The sequence below is a fragment of the Chitinophaga sp. S165 genome (genome assembly GCF_003182155.1).
Taxonomy (GTDB): domain Bacteria; phylum Bacteroidota; class Bacteroidia; order Chitinophagales; family Chitinophagaceae; genus Chitinophaga.
On record NZ_QGTG01000004.1, the window covers coordinates 209,682 to 227,596 of the forward strand.

The 17,915-nt window shown below is 46.8% G+C and carries 6 protein-coding genes; all 6 read left to right on the forward strand.

What is annotated here, in order from left to right; translation table 11 throughout:
• The first annotated feature begins 6 nt into the window (after positions 1-6).
• The 6 genes from C7475_RS18230 to C7475_RS18255 all read left to right on the forward strand — a co-directional run bounded on the left by C7475_RS18230 (position 7) and on the right by C7475_RS18255 (position 17,914).
• Positions 7-1,455: a RagB/SusD family nutrient uptake outer membrane protein gene (locus C7475_RS18230; RefSeq protein ID WP_110054821.1), complete on the forward strand. Its 1,449-nt coding sequence runs from the start codon at positions 7-9 to the stop codon at positions 1,453-1,455.
• A 29-nt stretch (positions 1,456-1,484) separates the two neighbouring features.
• The gene (locus tag C7475_RS18235) at positions 1,485-2,396 is read left to right on the forward strand and encodes a putative zinc-binding metallopeptidase (RefSeq protein WP_110054822.1); all 912 of its coding nucleotides are present in this window, start codon (positions 1,485-1,487) and stop codon (positions 2,394-2,396) included.
• A 99-nt stretch (positions 2,397-2,495) separates the two neighbouring features.
• Positions 2,496-3,797, forward strand: a complete 1,302-nt coding sequence (locus C7475_RS18240; protein ID WP_110054823.1) for a DUF4302 domain-containing protein — start codon at positions 2,496-2,498, stop codon at positions 3,795-3,797.
• A gap of 24 nt (positions 3,798-3,821) precedes the next feature.
• A complete protein-coding gene (locus C7475_RS18245; protein ID WP_110054824.1) occupies positions 3,822-12,731 on the forward strand; it encodes a right-handed parallel beta-helix repeat-containing protein in 8,910 nt (2,969 codons plus the stop codon).
• Positions 12,732-12,733: 2 nt separating this feature from the next.
• On the forward strand, positions 12,734-16,861 hold the full coding sequence (locus C7475_RS18250) for a gliding motility-associated C-terminal domain-containing protein (RefSeq protein WP_110054825.1): 4,128 nt from the start codon (positions 12,734-12,736) through the stop codon (positions 16,859-16,861).
• A 45-nt stretch (positions 16,862-16,906) separates the two neighbouring features.
• On the forward strand, positions 16,907-17,914 hold the full coding sequence (locus tag C7475_RS18255; RefSeq protein WP_110054826.1) for a PorP/SprF family type IX secretion system membrane protein: 1,008 nt from the start codon (positions 16,907-16,909) through the stop codon (positions 17,912-17,914).
• The last annotated feature ends 1 nt before the right edge of the window (position 17,915 follow it).

A 17,915-nucleotide genomic window follows, 5' to 3' on the forward strand; every position in this document is an offset into this window, starting at 1 on the left:
GACAGTATGAAAAGAAACGCACTATATATACTTATAGCTATCCTCCCGGCATTTGCTGGTTGTGAAAAATACCTGGATCAGGCGCCTGACAGTACCTGGACGCAGCTGGACACGCCTGAGAAGGTGAGCCAGCTGTTAGGCACGGCTTATCCGCAGGCCAACTATATGGCTTTCTGTGAAGCGATGTCGGACAATGTGACTGATAAGGGAGTGGGTGTGGACGCACGCACTAACAGAGATCCTTATTATTTCAATGATGTACAGAACGTAAATGAGGATTCTCCGGAGTATTACTGGGCAGCTGCTTATAAAGCGATTGCGGCAGCGAACAATGCACTGAAGGCCTGTGAAAATGCAACAGACTCCGCGGCTTATAGTCGCCAGAAAGGCGAGGCACTTGTTGCACGCGCTTATTCACACTTCATGCTGGTGAACCTGTTTTCTAAAAGCTATGATGCTGCCACTGCTAACACCGATATGGGTATTCCGTATGTAACGGAGCCGGAAGACGTTGTATTCAAACAATATGACAGGAAAACGGTAGCATATGTGTATGAGCAAGTAGAAAAAGATCTGCTGGCCGGTTTACCGCTGATCCGTGATGATAAATACAAGGTACCTAAATATCACTTTAACCAGAAAGCGGCGTATGCGTTCGCTGCGAGGTTCTACCTGTACAAACGTGACTACAATAAAGTGGTGATGTATGCTGATATGGCATTTCCTACTAATCAGACAGGCGCTTACCTGCGTCCGTGGAATACATCTTATGTATACCTGACGCCGCTGGAACTGTTCAATATATACACCAATTCCAGTGAGAGAGCTAACCTGTTACTGGTAGAAACAGCGTCTCCTTATGGCCGTTATTTAGCACAATACCGTTATGGCATGAACTATCCTATGTACAGGGAGATCATGGGCGCTAATGTAACAGATGGTGGCTGGTGTTATCCTGTTTATTTCTATGGTACTAACGATTACTTCGTGCCTAAGATCAGTGAATATTTCGTGAAGCAGTCTGTTAACGCAAATATTGGTTTCATCTATACTATGGTGCCTTTGTTCACAGCTGAAGAAGTATTGTTCAACAGGGCGGAGGCTAATGCGATGTTGGGTAATACCGCTGCTGTACTGGCTGATCTTAATCTGTTTGCCAGCACACGTATCGCGAATTACGATGCTTCAGCTAATAACATCACACTGGCCAAATGTAAAGCGTTCTATGATGGCGCTAATAACCAGGATGCCTTATTGGGAGCAGTGCTCGATTTCAAAAGAGCAGAATTTGTACAGGAGGGATTGCGCTGGTTTGATGCGATGCGTTATAAAGGGACCATCACACATTATACCAGCGATGGGGAAACACTGACACTGGGTCCGGACGATCCGCGCAGGGTATTCCAGCTGCCAGTTACGGCCAAGACCTCCGGCCTTCCTATGAACCCTCGTTAAAAACATTCTCAGATCTATCAGCATATAGCATGAAAACGATAAAATCAATAATAATACTTCTCAGTGTTGTTCTGTTCACAGCCTGTTCCGGCGACGATGATCTCAGCGGTCTGGAAGACATCCCCGGACTGGGAGGCGACACCTGGCAGAAGACAGAACTGGATAAATGGTTGTACGATACACTGGTGGTGCCTTACAACATTGAAGCAAAATACAAATGGGACCAGTTTGAATTTGACCTGGACAAAACGCTGGTACCGCCACAGGAGGCTATGATAAAACCTGCGCTGCAGTCTATCAAGAAAGTGTGGATCGATACTTATGTGGCAGAAGCGGGTGAGCTGTTCTTCAAACGTAACAGTCCGAAGTTCCTGATACTGTGCGGAAGCGCGAGCTGGAACGTGGATAACGGTACCATTACGCTGGGAACAGCAGAAGGCGGCCGTAAAGTGGTGATCTATGCCATCAACTCTTTCCGCATTAAAGGCACGCCTAATTATAAGCCTTCTGACTCTGCCACCTTAAAGCAGATCTTTCACGTAATAGAGCACGAATTCGGGCATATTCTTCATCAGACGATACTTTACCCTCCTGCGTTCAAAAGTATCTCTGCCGGTCACTATACGGCCAACTGGAATAACATCAGTGAGGAAGAGGCACATGCCAATGGTTATATCTCTGCTTACGCAATGTCTGGTTTTGATGATGATTTCGTAGAGATGATCTCTCTGATGATGATAGACGGCCGTGACGGCTTTAACAGGCTTGTGGAAAGTATTCCGGCAGGCACTTCTGCAAGTGGTGTGACCCAGGCACAGGCTAAAGCGGCGCTGCGTGAAAAAGAGGCGATGGTCGTGGCTTATTTCAAGACTGCCTGGAACATTGATTTCTATAGTCTGCAAACGAAAAAGCGGAAGGCAGTGGAAGCGCTGATCTATTAAGCGGACTGACAGCGAACAAATGTGGAAGAGAGGAAGCGTGCCGGAGATGTTCCACTAACGATTAGGTATAAAAACAAAGAAAAGGTTTAAAAAGATATTATGTACAAAAGGTTATTCCTGATATGTTTTACCCTGTCCGTACTGGCTGCCTGCCAGAAGTCGGATGAAGATGTGTTCAGCGCTCCGCCTGATACCCGTCTGAACGATACCTTAAAAAAATACGGGGACATACTGGTTGCCGCTCCACATGGCTGGAAGGGACTTGTATATCCGGAGGGCCTGAAAGATGGCGTCTTTTCTTTCTTCTTTCAGTTTAATGATGCTAACAGGGTGAAGATGTATGCTGACTTTGACTCGGCATCTGCTGTTACACGAATGGAGAGCAGTTACCGTTTAAAGGCGTTACAGCAACCGTGTCTGTTATTTGATACTTACTCTTACATCCACCTGTTAAGTGATCCTGATGCGGCTGTAAATGGCGGTGTGTATGGTGAAGGATTGAAGTCTGACTTTGAATTTTCAATAGAAGGCATGAGCGGCGATACGATCCTGCTGAGAGGAAGGTTTCATGATAGCAAAGCGGTACTGATAAAAGCAACTGAAGCAGAGGAAGCTGCTTATGCTGCAGAAAAGACAAACCGCCTGATCGACAAGATCGATACCTATCTGACCTATTTCAAGCGCTTTACCACTGGCGGTAATGACTATGATGTGGCTTTCAATATCCTGAACAGGAGGGCTACTTTCAGCTGGATAGATGAAAATAGCGAAGCACATGTTGCAACTACCGGATTTTATTATACGCCGACCGGCGTGGCTTTCGCACCGGCGATAACTGTTGGTGGAGCAACACTGACTTCTTTTGATGACATCTCCTGGAGCGCAGCAAGTACTACACTGAGCTTTACTATGAACGGTGATGCCGGTACTATTAAAGAAACGGCTAAGCCGATCGTGATAGACAGGGATGCGCCTAAAACATGGTGGGAGCAAAAAGGACAAGGCGTTCCTTACTGGGTAACGCTTGACGGTTTCCATGTGGATGGTGTTGACGATGCTTATGGTGTGGCTAATCTTCCTAATTATTCTTTCATGTTATTCTATCCGCAGAATGGAAAAAGCGGCAATACTGTATATGACCTTTTAGGTTTTGTGACCCGCATTGACGGAGAGAATATCCTGGAATACGGACCGGCTTTCAGACCTCCAACTTATAAAGCGGACGGACGTATCGTATTCCCTTACCTGGGATTCCTGGGAGACCTTCCTGAAGGGGAGACAGCGGTGACCAACACGCTTGTAAAAATTACTGACTCCAATGGTTATTACCTCGTGAAAACAGCTGATGGGTATGACATGGTGAGCGCGAAAGATGGCAAATCCTGGATATCCTGGTTCTAACAATCCAAAAAGAAAGTTATTCATATGAAACGGCATTTTACTTATTCTTTTTACAGGGGCTTTTTGCTCATAGCGGTACTGCTGATGGGCGTGCAGCTTACGCAGGCCCAGACAACCGATATTAAGATCGGGTCAAGTACGGTCGGTAACGAGATCAGTTTCTATCCCTGTCCGCTGCAGGACTACAGGACCGGCGCCCGTGCACAATATCTCTATCTGGCGTCTGAACTGCATGCAGCAGGGATGGAAGCGGGCAACATCAGTGCGCTGGCCTTTAACATGCTGAACCTTCGTGGTGTTGGTCTGGTAGAAGGCTATGTAATAAAGATAGGGTTCGTGACATTGAATAATCTGGAAGATACCCGCTGGGAAACGGTGAATACACAGGTATATGGTCCTGTGAATTATCAGCCGGTAGCGGGTTACAATAAATTTAATTTCTCTTCTGCTGTTACCTGGAATGGCCTGGACAATATCATTGTGGAAGTGTGCAGTGGTGACCCGGGCGGTTCCAGAAGCAGTCAGAATCCGGAAGTAGCCTATACGGAGTTGTTGCCATTCAGGGCTTCCCATACCTATAGCGCGAATGGTGCGGGGCAGTGCGGTACTACGCAGACGACTAATATCGGTAAGATGAACACGCGTCCTGACATCATGTTCTCCTGGGCTGCGGCTGCTGCATGTACAGGTACACCTGTAGCAGGAACAGCGCATGCCAATGCTGCGGATATCTGTACAACAGGCAAGGCAGAACTGTCCCTGACAGGCGTTTCAGTTGCTTCCGGTCTGACTTTCCAATGGCAATCTTCTCATAATAATACTACCTGGGCAAATATCCCAGGTGCGTCTTTACCTACATATACTGCATCGCAAACAGAAACTACCTGGTACCGTTGCCAGGTGACCTGTACTGCTGGCGGTGCATCATCTACATCAGTAGCTGTAGAGGTGGTAACACCTGCGCCGGTGAGTGGTGTGTTTACTATCAATAAAGGTGCTGCTACCGGAGGTACAAACTTCCAGTCTTTTGCAGACGCTATTAATTTTATAAAATGTGGTATCAATGGTCCGGTAACATTCAATGTTGTTGCTAATTCCGGTCCTTATACCGAGCAGGTGATCATCCCTGCCATTACGGGGGCTTCTGCTACCAATACTATTACTATTAACGGTAATGGTCAGGAGCTGAACTATCTATCTTCAGATATCACCAAACAGGCTGTACTTGAGCTGAACGGTGCTGACTATGTGACTGTAAATAATCTCCGGATAAAAGCGGACGGCATCGGCTGGAACCAATACGGTCTTACAGTGCACCTGACAAACGATGCCGATAATAATACGATCAGTAACTGTACGATCATATCTGATACACAATCATCCGACGGCAATTTTGCCGGTATTGCGGTGACTGGCGGAGCAACGATGGACGATCAGGATGCCCGTTCCGATAATAATACCTTCAGTGGTAATACTATCACAGGTGGATTCTATGGTATTGTGATGCTGGGAAGCAACGCAACGGCAGTAATGAATAACAAGATCATCAACAATAAGATCTACGATTTTCATAATACAGGTATCAAACTTCAGGGTACGTTCAATGCGCTGGTAGAAGGTAATGAGGTTAGTTGTCCGACACGTACTTCTTCCTGGTCATTTGCAGGTATAGAATTAAACACACTGAATACAAAGGCAACCATCAACGGTAACCGTATCAGCAATCCTTACGGTGCAGCGCCCGGAAAGGACGATCCGGCAACAGGTATTTACGTGAACATGGTAGTGGCACTGACAGGGCTGGAGAACAAGATCACCAATAACCTGATCTATAACATGAACAGTGGTGAGAATGTAATAGGTATCAGCTGTTACTATTCCAACAATATCTTTTTCTTCCACAACACGATCATCCTGGATGGTGCCGTAAACCCTGGAACTTATGAGACTAAGGGGTTTGCTACGGATAATGGTGCCGGTGGACAGGTATTCAAAAATAACCTGATCTACATTTCCAGGACAGGTACTTCCAAAAAGTACGCGATCTTTTCTGATGGAGCAGGTGCCGGTCTTGAGGCCGATAATAATGGCTACTATATAGAAGCTGCCGCTACCAATGCATTCGTGGGATTTGAAGGACAGGATGCAGCTACATTAATACAATGGCAGGCACTTAGCAGCCGTGATCAGGCGTCTGTGTTTGCACCGCCTTTATTTGTAGATCCAAGCACTGGTAACTTCCAGCCCAGGAATAATGTAATTGATAATAAGGGTGGTTATGAAAATGTCAATGTGGACATTACTGGCGCCAGCCGTAGCAATATTACACCTGACATCGGGGCATATGAGTTTACACCGCCGCCTTGTACCGTACCGCCTACACCTGGTACTGCAACATTATCCAAGCCTGTAGTGTGTGTGAATACGTCTGTTATACTGGGCGCTTCCGGCAATTCAGTAGGTGTAGGGCAAACCTATCAATGGCAGACAGCTACTGTACTTGCAGGTCCTTTCACTAATCTTGGTAATGTGCTGACTGGCCCTGACTCAGTGATCACTGCTACTGTTACAAGGTATTACCGTCTTGCGGTAACCTGTAGCGGTAACACCGCTTATTCCGCACCAGTGTTGTTGACAGTGAACCCGGCTATGGCGCCAAATACTTATACTATTAATAAAGGTGCGCTGCCTTCTGCTACCAACTTTACCAGTTTTGCCGCTGCAGCGGATGCTTTATCCTGCGGTATTACCGGTCCTGTGGTATTTAATGTGGTAGCTAACTCAGGCCCTTATAATGAACAACTCATCATCGATTCTATCAAGGGATCTTCTGCAGTGAACACTGTTACTTTCAATGGTAATGGTAACACCATCGCTTACAGCTCTATTGTATCAATGGAAAGAGCGGTTGTAAAACTGCGTGGTGCAGACCATGTGATCATCGATAGCCTGACCATTGATGCGAATGGCGCCGGTGATTACGGATTCGGCGTTCAATTACTGAACGATGCAGACAGCAATATTATCCGCAGATGTAACATCCTTGTAAGCACTACCGAACAATTCGGAAGAGCAGCTGTGGTGATCAATGGTAATGATGAATCAGACAGGTACAATGTTTCCTATTGCGATGCGAACCTGATAGAGAAGAATAATATTGTGGGTGGTTATTCAGGTGTAACGTTGTATGGTGGAGACAACTACTTTGCAAGGAACAACCGCATCCTGAATAACAAGATCTCTGACTTCGGACAGTATGGTATCACAATGGGAAGTACCGCTAATACTACCATAGCAGGTAATATCATCAGCCGTCCTACCCGTAACGCTGGTATGTCTTCTTACAATGGTATCTTCTCAGAATTCCAGAGCGGCCTGCTGATCGAGAATAACAAACTGGTTAATCCTTATGGCGGCGATCCTTCCGCGTACGGTGGTTTCCGTGGTATTGACATCGAACAGACAAGAGAGAAAACATGGAACAATGTTAGAAACAACGTGATTCATGCAACTGGAGGAACAGGTAATGATGTAGTTGGTATCTACTCCTCTTTCACTGACAAAACAAACTACTATCATAATACTATCGAAATAGAAAGTTCTCCTGAGGCGAATGTTATCGGTTTTACTTTGAACGGTAATGCAGACAGCCTTGCTTTCACGAACAACATTGTAAGCATCAGAAGTGCGACCAGCAGAAGTGAAAGGATCGGTCTGAACCTGGAGAACGCCGGTCAACAGATACTGAGCATCAGCCATAACGACATCTATCTGAAAGCTACTTCCGCTTCATATATCGGAAAGGTTGACAGAGTAGGTATCACCGATATCGCAGGATGGCAGGCTTCTCCATTTGGTGTAGCTTCTATCGGTGTTGCGCCGGTGTATGCAGATGTGGTGAATGGCAACTACGCACCGATCATCTCTCCGTTTGATAATGCAGGTACACCTGTAGGTGTGTTGAAAGACATCATCGGGGTGAACAGGAGCACGACAAAACCTGACCTGGGCGCTTACGAGATCAATATTCCTGCATGTACAGCACCACCAACACCAGGTACTGCTGTTGCTACTCCAACGGGTGGTCTTTGCCTGGGCGATACTGTGTTGCTGGACCTGTCTGGCAATACAAAAGGAGGTACACAAACTTACCGCTGGCAGTCTGCTAAAACAGCAGCTGGTCCATGGACAAGCATGGGAGAATGGCAATATCTGTCTTCTCTTGCTATTCCAATTACATTCGAAAATTACTTCCGTTGCATACTGGTTTGTGGTACTGATACTGTGTATACTGCCCCTGTACATGTTAATATGAACGCAGCTCTTCCTGCGGGCGAATACACTATCAACCCTGCATTACCTGCGGGTGTGACCAACTTCCAATCCTTTAACAAGGCAGTGGAAGCCCTGGAATGTGGTATTGCTGGTCCTATAGTATTCAAGGTGGCAGCTGGCCTCTACAATGAGCAGGTAAGAATGCATGATGTAGCAGGTGCAGGCCCCGACAGCAGGATCACCTTCTGCAGTGCGAATAACGATGCTGCCAGTGTTACACTTAGCAATGCTTCAGCTTATGATAAGAACTATGTGTTCGCGCTCGACAGCGCTGCGTATGTGACCATCAAGGCTATTACTATGAAGGCGACCGACAATGACTATGGTAAAGTAGTATTACTGTCAGGCCCTGCTTCTTATGACAGCATTGTGAACTGTTATATCTATGCGCCTGATGTGATCAACAGCAGCACAGATGTTGCCGCTATCGTCGGTGAAGATTTCCTGGGCAAGAATATTGTGATCAAGGGCAATGCTATTACCAATGGTTCTGCCGGTGTTTACCTGTCTGGTGTGAACGACCAGAACCTGTCGCAGGACCATGTGATTGACAGCAATATTATCAACAATAGTTTTAAATGGGGTGTGTTCTCACAATACACCAGCCGTGTGAACATTACCAGGAACCGTATTAGCCTGGATGGTGATATGAGCAGCTCCGGTTATGGTATTTACCAGTTTGAATCGGATACTGCATGGCATATTAATAACAATACCATCAGCATTCTCAATACTGTTGCCGGTGATAAGGTATATGGTATCTATACAACATGGTCATCAACAATACCTTCCGAGCCATTGCAGATAGAAGGTAATAAGATCAGCGCGCTGACCAACAACAAATCCAGTCTGTATGGTATGTACATTGAGCACAACGAATACAGCAGCGTACTCAATAACGTATCAAGTGTACAGACTTCTGCTAAACTGGCTTACGGGCTTTGGGTACTGTCAGACGCTAATGCTACTTACTATAATAACACGATCTATAATGGTTCTCCTGACCTGTCAGGCAAAACCAACAGTGCAGTCAAACTGAATGAAGATGGCGCGAGCAATGTGGTGGTAAGGAATAACATCTTCTATCATGGCGCAGCTGGTATTGCCCTGGAAATGAGTGATGAGAAGGAAGAGAATACAGACTATAACGTATTGTACTCTACCGGTGCTGTACTGGCGTCTACTTCTCTTTATAAGGAAGCGACGCTGCCAGCATGGAGTGCACGTACAGGACAAGACCTTCACTCTATTTATTACAAACCTGAACTGAACCTGGCGGATGGCAGTCCTGTAGTAAGCAGTCCTGATGTATGGGCACTGCATGGCCGTGGCGTACAGTTACCAGGTAACGATCATGATATTGACGGTCAATCAAGGCCTGTTACTTTACAGGCAGGCGTACCAGACCTCGGAGCATATGAGTTCGAACCTACTTCTATTCCTGCATTGCTGACAGCTATTCCTGCTGCTCCTGCTGCAGGTACTACCCAGCACTTCATGATGGGATCTGACAGTGTAATGAGCATCACCTGGGCGGCAGGCGCACCTGTTCCTGCTACCCTGAACATCAGAAGATATACAGGCGTACTGCCTGCTAACGTACCGGCATCTGCTGAGAAGATGTACTTCTATAATGATGTTGACGCAACCGGTACAGGCACGTATGACTTCTCTGTAAAACAATTCTACATGGACCCATGGCAGGGCTTTGTAAAAGCACAGTACCAGTTAGGACTGGGCAGAACAGATGCCAATGACAAATGGCTTGTAGGAGATAGCAGTAAAGTAAATGAGTTCGACAATTATATCACAGAGCCTAAGCTCAGCTTCCTCGATAAATTCACCGGTCTGGTAGATAGCGCGAGAGCAGTAGTGCCAGTAGTTATTCCTCCGGCAGACAGCTCCAACAGAGGTACCCGTTTCTGGGTGGGTTATGGTCACCATGAGTTCTTCAGCGGCAGCAATGACCAGGATATGGTATTGTACCTGAGTGCACAGGAAGCTGCTGATGTGACTGTGAAAGTGAATGGTACAAGCTGGATCAAACGTTACCACGTACCGGCGAATACTACTTTATCTACCGACCTGATACCGAAGAATGGTCTTGAAGATGCACGTCTGGCAGCAGAGGGTATTTCCGACAGAGGTATCAGTATCGAGAGTGATAAACCGATCGTAGCGTATGCACATATTTATGGTCACCAGTCATCGGGCGCTACCATGCTCCTGCCGGTAGGTACCTACGGATATGAATATTACGCACTGGGTTATAGCCAGGTATATGGCAGTAACGATTATTCATGGGCGTATGTAGTGGCTGATCAGCCAAACACTGTTGTAGAGATCACGCCATCTGTGCGTACTGCAACAGGTCATTCGGCGAATATGCCATTCACAGTGACGCTGAACAAAGGTGAGATCTACCAGGTACTCGGCGGAAGAGTGAGTGATGCGGTAGGTCTTGATGTAACCGGTACCCGTTTCAGATCAGTACAGAACGCACAGGGTAAATGTTACCCGATAGCGGTATTCTCCGGAAGCAGCCGTACCAGCGTAAGCTGTGATCCGAGCGGCAGCGGTGGTAATGGAGACAACTTCATCCAGCAATGCTTCCCGTCACAGGCATGGGGTAAACGTTACCTGACAGCGCCTACATCTACTGACGATGATCCAAAAACGATGATGGGTAATGTGTACAGGATCATGGTGAAAGATGCAGCAACGAAAGTGAAGATAGACGGAGCGCCGCTTGCAGGATTGAACAATGGCCGTTTCTATCAGTTCGTGAGTGATGCACCTGCTTATATAGAAGCAGATCAGCCGATCATGGTAGCACAATACATGTCTTCCTGGGACAGATGTCCGAACACCGGCGGTAACGGAGACCCTGAGATGATCTATCTCAGTCCGTTGGAACAGGGTATCAAACAAATGGGCTTCTATCGTAATACTGAAGAAGGAATCACTACCAACTATCTGACACTGATCATTCCTACAAACGGTGTGACCAGCCTGAAGATCGATAACAGTGCAACATTTGATTATACTTATCCGCATCCTTCCCTGACCGGATACAGCGTAGTGGTAAAACGCTGGGATGCAGCGAAAGAGCAGAGCTATGTAACAAGTGATTCTGCATTTACCGCCATCACTTACGGTCTTGGCAGTGATGAAAGTTATGGTTATAACGCAGGTACACTGGTGAGGAACCTGAATACCAGGACATCTATCTCCAATGTAAATGGTAACCCGAATACAGCCAATGAGTATACCTGTGTGAATACGCCATTCCGCTTCACATTCATTGCTACACAGCGACCAGCCAGTTTGCAGTGGAACATCAGCAAAGTGAGCAACATCACACCAGCAGCTGATGTAACGCAGAACGATCCGGTACCGGTAGATTCCTTCATTGCGAATAACAAGAAATACTATCGCTTTATAATAGATCAGGATTATTCTTTCTCTAAACCGGGTGTATATCATGTACCGGTAGTAATGCAGGACCCATCTTTCGAAGCGTGTGATAATAAAGTAGAGACCTTCCTGCCTGTAACGGTGATCGATGCACCGAAGGTTGACTATACCAGCGCCTTCAACGGTTGTGTGAGCGACTCAGTACACTTCACAGGCAGTGCAGTAACTGCAAATGGTGCAGCTATCAGCAAATGGAAATGGGACTTTGGCAACAGTGCGATTGACAGTGTAAAAACACCTGTTCATCTGTTCAGCGCCGGTGGTACTTATCCGGTAACATTAACAGTGATCGGTGAAGACGGATGTATTGCTGATACGACGAAAGACCTGCTGGTGAAAGGACCTGCTGCGGGTATCCTGGTAACAGATTCCTTCACGGTGTGCTTAAGCAGTAACGTGACTTTCGAAGTACAAAGCCCTGCTACCGGTATAGACTACAATTGGTACGATGCAGCAACAGGTGGCAGGAACATAGGAACAGGCAGCACGCTGAACCTGACCAATGTAACAGCAGGCGGTGAATACTTCCTCGAAACAGTTAAAGACGGTTGTGCGTCTTCCGAACGTACACGTGCCGTAGTAGTGGTATTACCACAGCTGACAGCGCCGTTAGTGAAACTGGATTCAGCGGGTGTTAATTCACTCAAGTTTACATGGGATGCAGTGCCGAATGCAACAGGTTATGAAGTATCGACAGATGGTCTGAACTGGAGCAATCCATCTACTGGTAGCAAAGGACTTTCTCATACTATCTCCGGTTTACAACCGGTACAGGAAGTGAAACTGTATGTACGCGCATTGGGTTGTGAACCGAAGGCGGCGGCTCCTGTGAGTGGTACGACATTGCTGGATGGTATCTATATCCCGAACGCCTTCACACCGAATGGCGATGCGGTGAACGATATCCTGAAAGTATATGGCAGCATCATCAAAGACATGCACCTGATGATCTTCAACCAGTGGGGTGAGAAACTGTTCGACTCTGACAGTCAGGACAGAGGATGGGATGGAACACACAAAGGCAAACAGCAACCATCAGGTGTATACATGTATGTATGCAGACTGAATTTAATTGACGGAACAACGGTAGATAAGAAAGGTATTATCAACCTGATCAGATAACCATGACGACATTCGTAACCAATATTATCAAAAATATGCAGGCAGCAGTCCGTAAAGGCGCTGTTGCCTGCATCTTCACACTGTGCGGAATAAGTGCGATGGGACAGGGACTGTCTAACCGCGGAAAGGAATTCTGGGTAGGATATGGGCACCACCAGTTTATGGAACCAGGATCTACCAACAGCCAGGATATGGTCGTGTACCTGAGTGCAGAGGAAGCTGCTACAGTGACGGTAACTATTAACGGTACGGCATGGACGAGAACATATAATATACCTGCCAACACGGTGATCGTAACAGAAACTATCCCGAAGTCAGGTTCTAATGATGCCCGCCTTTACTCAGTACCGCCTTCTTACGGAGGTACGGGAGGGGAAGGGATATTCAGTAACAAAGGAATCCACATCGTAAGTAACGTGCCTATTGTTGCTTATGCGCACATTTTTGGAAGTGTATCATCAGGAGCTACCATGCTGATGCCGGTATCTACCTGGGGATATTCCTATATCTCATTAAACAGCCAGCAGGCTTTTGCAGATGACTGTTTTTCCTGGATGTATATTATTGCCAAGGAAGACAATACGATGGTTGAGATTAACCCCTCTGAGTCGAGCCGTAACGGACGTGCTGCAAACGTTCCGTTTACGGTGACACTCAACAAAGGCGATATTTACCAGCTGATCGGCGCTCCGTTGGGAAGCGGCAGAGGTAAGGAACTGACAGGAACTACTGTCCGTTCTATCGCAAACGCATCCGGCAAATGTTACCCCATAGCCGTATTTTCTGGTAGCAGCCGTACCAGTATCAACTGTACCGGAGTTACTGCCGGTACCAGTGGAGACAATAACATGCAACAGGTATTCCCTTATCAGGCGTGGGGAAAACGTTACCTGACCATGCCTATTTCCGGAAGGGTGGCTACCAGCTATCAGACCAATATTTATAAAGTTGTTGTTAAAGACCCTTCTACAATAGTAAAGCGTAATGGTGTACGCTTAACAGGACTGACCTCTCATTCCTGTTATGAATTCCAGAGTAGTAGCGCAGATTATATAGAGGCGGATAAGCCGGTCTTACTGGCGCAGTTCATGGCTTCGCAGGGTGGTTGTCCCAATACGTCCGGTATCGGCGACCCCGAGATGATCTATTTAAGCCCTATTGAACAGGCGACCAAGAAGGTTGCTTTTTACAGGAACAATGTGGAGCGGATCACCGTGAACGGGTTACTGCTGGTTATTCCTAATGACGGGATGCAGTCTCTCACTGTTGATGGTGGTAATACGTTTGATGTTACATATCCACATCCCAATCTGCCGGGATATACTGTTGTAGTTAAACGTTGGACAGCGGCAGCTGCACAGTGTACGGTGCAGAGTGATTCCGCTTTTAATGCTATTACTTATGGTTTAGGTGATTTTGAAAGCTATGGTTATAATGCGGGTACGTTCATCAATAATCTTAATGCCATCGGGCAGATACATAATGAGGCAGATACAACAAAAGATGTGCATGCATTTACCTGTGTGAACACGCCGCTGGACCTCTCAGTATTGTTAACTTATCAGCCTACAAAGCTTGAATGGCAGTTGAGTAAACTGGGTGCGAACATCACACCGGCTACCGATGTATTGCAGAATGCACCAGTACCGGCCAAACAGCTGGTGGTGAACGGCGTGGTTTATTATCAATACACTTTGCCTCAACGTTACCAGTTTACCAATGCAGGTTATTTTGATGTAACCGTACTTTCCACTGCTCCGCATATTGACAATTGTAACAACACCGAGGAAGTTAATTTCAGTGTAATAGTAAAAGGGAAGCCTAATGCATTGGCTACCTACAGTTTTCCTTCCGGCTGCGTGCTTGATACCGCATACTTTGCCGGAAAGGATACCAGTAATGGTTATAAGCTGGCGCAATGGAAATGGGAGTTCCCGGGTAATATTATTGCTACAACAAAAAGCGCTGCACAGAAGCTGGCAGCAGGTACACCACTGGTGAAATATTCAGTGGCTACCGAAGATGGTTGTGTGGCTGATACGAGCTTTAATCTGACAGTATATAATAAACCAGCCGCAGACTTTGCCGCAACACCAGCGGCGGTTTGCGCTGGGAGTACCGTCACCTTTACGGACAATGCCAGCTACGCCGGTACTGCTCCGATAAAAGAATGGTACTGGGATTTCGGTAATGGTATTACTAAGACCAATACCACCAATGCTAATGCGACAAACGTTTATCAGAACTATAAAACCTACACTGTTAAGCAGGTGGTAAAGGTAAGCCAGCTATGTGTGAGTGATACAGTGAAGAAAACAGTGACTGTGTATGCAGCACCGGTGGCTTCCTTTACTTACCCGCTGAATTGTATGCCACAAGGTGGACAGGTGCAGTTCACCACTACGTCTACCACGCCTGATGGGCAGGCCCTGGCATCGTATGCCTGGGATTTCGGAGATGTCAATGCGACACCGCCCGGTAATGCAAACACATCGACTTTAGCTAATCCTGTACATTCCTATACCTACTATGGTTCCTATAAAATCCGGCACAGTGTGACGACCGTAAACGGTTGTGTGAAGGATACTGTTGTAACGGCCACATTTAATGTGAAACCGGTACTGACGTATGCCAACATACCAGCTGTTTGCGAAAGCGTAAAGGGGACAGTCTCCATTGCGCTTGCCGGGGTTACGAATGGCGTGACCGGGGCCGGTATCTACCGGGGCCCGTATGTTGATGCTGCCGGCAATTTTACTCCGTCGGCAGCAGGAGCTGGTACGCATACTGTGAAGTATGTGTTTACCGCCACCAGTGGATGTATGGATTCTATCCCGGCAACGGTGACTGTTATGCCAGCACCTGATGCTGATTTCACCGTCAGTGCAGATGTATGTCTTGGCGCACCGGTAACTATTACAGATCAGTCGTCCGTAAGCAGTGGTACAATCACCACGTGGAACTGGTCTTTCGGAGATGGTTCTACAGGTACACAAACCGGCACTTTTGACAAGTTATACACAAGGGCCGGTACTTATGCAGTAAAGCTGTCTGCTGTCAGTGATAACGGTTGTGTGAGCGATGAGGTTACTAAGAACGCTGTTGTGCACACTTTACCTGTTGCTGACTTCCGTTTGCCAACAGCGGTGTGCATGCCGGCAGGAGCTGCTTCATTTGTGAATGCATCTACTTCAGGAGATCAGTCTACTTTAAGTTATCAATGGAATTTCGGAGATGGAGCCGGTACTTCTACCGCTGCTAATCCTGTACATAATTATGCTGCTGCGGGCACCTATGATATTACACTGTCTGTCGTATCAACCTTTGGTTGCGCGCATGATACGACTAAATCGCTCAGTGCATTTTTCAATACGCCTGTTGCAGCGTTCACAGCTTCTCCTGATACATTGTGTGAAGGCACTGATAACTTTTTCGCTGATGAAAGTACTGTTACCAATGGCATGATCAGTGCGTGGGCATGGGAGTTTGGCGATGGCGGTACGGCTGATATAGCTGATCCTGTTAAACGTTACGAGAATCCGGGCGATTATAATGTGCAACTGATAGTAACCAGCAATGCAGGTTGTGTATCCGAACCATTTACTTCTCCTGTGAAGATCTATTTGCAGCCGGTTGTGGATGCAGGTCCTTCGTTTGTAGTGACCGAGGGCACTGTTGTACAGTTCAAACCTGTAGTAAATGATGAAACAGGACTGACATTCAGATGGACGCCTGTAACAGACCTTTCCAATCCCGATGTATTAAGGCCACAGCTTACAGTGATGGACGATGCTACTTATACACTGACAGCAACAGGTCTGGGTGGTTGTACTGCCAGTGACGAGCTGACTGTGAAAGTGTTCAAACCTGTAAAAGCGCCTAACGCATTCTCTCCGAACGGTGACGGTATTAACGATACATGGGTGCTGACCAATCTGTCGGATTATCCGGGTTGTACCGTGGAGATCTTCAACCGTAACGGGCAGCGAGTGTATCAGTCCACCGGTTATGAAACACCGTGGGATGGAACGATGAACGGACATCCCTTACCACTTGCGACTTACTATTATGTTATAAAACTGAAGAATGGATTTGCGCCGATGACTGGTTATGTAGTGTTGGTGAGATAAGAACAACTTTTAAAAAAACATTGATCAATAAAAAATGCTGACATCATGAGAACTTTTACCAAAGCATTGCTGATGCTGACCCTGGTGAGCCTTACCGGTAAAAAGCTGCAGGCGCAGTCAGACCCGCACTTCTCTGGCTATTACGTGTACCCTGCATGGTTGAATCCTGCTTTGACAGGTGTGTTTGATGGTAATTACCGTGTATCGGGGATCTACCGTTCACAATGGGGAAGTGTGAGCAGTCCCTTTAAGACTTATGGCATAGCGGGAGAGGTCAATACGAACAGCAATATCAGCTTCGGCGCCAGTGTGCTGAACCAGGAGGCGGGTGATGGCGGGTATAACTATACAACTGCGTACGGAAGCGCTTCTTACAATGGTGTAAGATTTGGAGCATTTGAGCAGCACAGGCTTGTATTTGGCATTCAGATGGGATTGATACAACGCAAGTTCGATCCTTCTAAGCTGCATTTCGGAGATCAATGGAATCCTATCACCGGTTATAATCCGGGTCAGGCAACAAACGACATGTTCAACAGAACGACTGCTTCCACATTCGATGCAGGTGCAGGCGTACTGTATTATGATGCACAGCCGGGAAAGAAATATAACCTGTATGGCGGTTTCTCTGTCATGCACCTGAATAAGCCGAATGACCAGTTCAGCGCTACAGGAGATGCACGTATACCAATGCGTACAACTGCACACGCAGGAGTAAGGGTGATGATCTCTGAGTTATTCAGCCTTACGCCGAATGTGCTGTATATGAAACAGGGGTCGGCGCAGGAAAAAATGCTGGGTGCTTATGGTCAGTACACTGCTGCTGCTGAGACAGATGTGATGCTGGGTGCTAACTACCGTTTCAAAGATGCGTTCTCTGTATATACCGGTGTGAGTTATAAAAGCTTTATGCTGGGTCTGAGTTACGATGTGAACTCGTCCGACCTGGGTAAGATTACCAGGGGCTCCAACAGTTTTGAATTATCGTTATCGTTCATCGGCAGGAAATCAGTGAAGACACCGGCAGGTGATTTCGTTTGTCCGAGGTTATAAA

What these genes read in the sequence shown, in the direction of transcription:
- C7475_RS18230 (WP_110054821.1), top strand. Translation starts at nt 7, where the DNA reads ATGAAAAGAAACGCACTATATATACTTATAGCTATCCTCCCGGCATTT.
- C7475_RS18235 (WP_110054822.1), top strand. Translation starts at nt 1,485, where the DNA reads ATGAAAACGATAAAATCAATAATAATACTTCTCAGTGTTGTTCTGTTC.
- C7475_RS18240 (WP_110054823.1), top strand. Translation starts at nt 2,496, where the DNA reads ATGTACAAAAGGTTATTCCTGATATGTTTTACCCTGTCCGTACTGGCT.
- C7475_RS18245 (WP_110054824.1), top strand. Translation starts at nt 3,822, where the DNA reads ATGAAACGGCATTTTACTTATTCTTTTTACAGGGGCTTTTTGCTCATA.
- C7475_RS18250 (WP_110054825.1), top strand. Translation starts at nt 12,734, where the DNA reads ATGACGACATTCGTAACCAATATTATCAAAAATATGCAGGCAGCAGTC.
- C7475_RS18255 (WP_110054826.1), top strand. Translation starts at nt 16,907, where the DNA reads ATGAGAACTTTTACCAAAGCATTGCTGATGCTGACCCTGGTGAGCCTT.